Annotated in this window: 3 protein-coding genes; all 3 read right to left on the bottom strand. The window is 24.4% G+C overall.

The features are described 5' to 3' along the window. Window positions 1–380 (bottom strand): ArdC-like ssDNA-binding domain-containing protein (locus Q0Y03_RS15450; RefSeq protein WP_297714673.1); only part of this gene is annotated, 380 nt, incomplete at its 3' end. 59 nt (window positions 381–439) lie between these two features. Beyond that, on the bottom strand, window positions 440–649 hold the full coding sequence (locus Q0Y03_RS15445; RefSeq protein ID WP_055291687.1) for a hypothetical protein: 210 nt from the start codon (window positions 647–649) through the stop codon (window positions 440–442). 22 nt (window positions 650–671) lie between these two features. Further along, window positions 672–1,385, bottom strand: a 714-nt coding sequence (mobL, locus tag Q0Y03_RS15440) for a relaxase MobL (protein ID WP_297714672.1), incomplete at its 5' end; no start/stop codon positions are given.

Genomic DNA, 1,385 nt, shown 5'->3' with positions numbered 1-1,385 from the left:
ATTTCTCCTTGCTCTATTAATCTTTTTTCTTCAAATGTTGCTTTACTTAATTTAACTTCTTCGCCTTTTTCATTAATAAAATAATCACTAAGTTTATTAGGAACTAATATTTTTATTCCCTTTTCCCCTTTATTAACTGTAAATCCTTTCTCTTTCCAAAAAGCATATGAACCAACTGCCAATGCTCCTTTAAATTGCTCTTGAATTAGAAAAGTATTTCTAAATGAATAGTTATAAAATTTACTCATATAACTAGCAAGTTCTTTGAAATGCTCTGGAGCTGTGAAGCAATTTTCTATTCCTTCATTAGCTTTTTTCAAAAGCTCATTAACTTCTTTTTCTTTATCTTCTTTTGATTTTTTATTATATGTTTTTTTCATTTTTTCTTTCTCCTTTCCTAAAAAATTTAATAATAAAACACCAGGTATTTTACCTGGTGCTAATCTACAATATTTTCATTTACAACTTTAGTTTCTAAATCATACTCAACGATCATTGTTTCTCCATCTTCATCATTTAACTCTGCCTTTATTGATGATACATAATCTTTTGAAGCTTTAACTATAACATCTTTTTTTTCAACACTATTATATACTTTTAATTCAGTATCACTTAATGCTTCTATTACTATTCCTAAATTGTTAAACATAATTCCTCACCACCCTTAAAGTTTACATAGAATGAGAATATTCAATTTCTCTTTGTAATCTCTCATAAGCTAATTCATTTTTTATTTTTTCAAAGTCTTTATCAAATACTTTCTTTAACCTTTTTATATCTTTTGCCGTTAATACTAAATTGGTATATGAATAATTTTTTATAAAACTTTTATTATCATTTTTCTTAATAACTTCAGTTTTTATTTCTCTAAGAAGTGCATTTCCCATTCTATAATATAATTCATCTATCTTATTTTTCTTATAATTTTTATAAAAATGCTTTTCTCCTTCCCCATAGACTTCCTTTAAATATTCTTCCTCAGCATCTAAACTTTTAATTAATTCTTCAAAATCATCTTTCTTATAATTTTTTATATAGTAAGAAGTTAATTCATCTAATAACGGTTTAACTTCATGAAGAGAATTATATCCATACTGCCATTGTCTTTTATCTTCAGGTAATTTTTTTATTATCTCTGTTACTAATCTCTTCATTTCTATATCTTTATTAAAAGATATTTCTTTCTTACCATTAATAATATTATTTCTCATAATATCATTAATTTTCTTTTGCTCATTACTCCTATCAATAATAGTATTAGCAAATTTACTCTTCATTCTATATAGATTTTTATATTGCATAAATCCATCTTCCTTAGTATATCTTGTAGGATTTAATTCTACACTTGCAATGTGAATATGGATATTATCTGTATTAAAGTGCAT

Origin of the sequence: Clostridium sp. (assembly GCF_026168755.1) — a bacterium.
Classification (GTDB): Bacteria; Bacillota; Clostridia; order Clostridiales; family Clostridiaceae; genus Clostridium.
Note: the sequence above shows the minus strand (reverse complement) of the source record. Positions and strands in the feature narration are given on the sequence as shown.

What these genes read in the sequence shown, in the direction of transcription:
- Q0Y03_RS15445 (WP_055291687.1), bottom strand. Translation starts at nt 649, where the DNA reads ATGTTTAACAATTTAGGAATAGTAATAGAAGCATTAAGTGATACTGAA.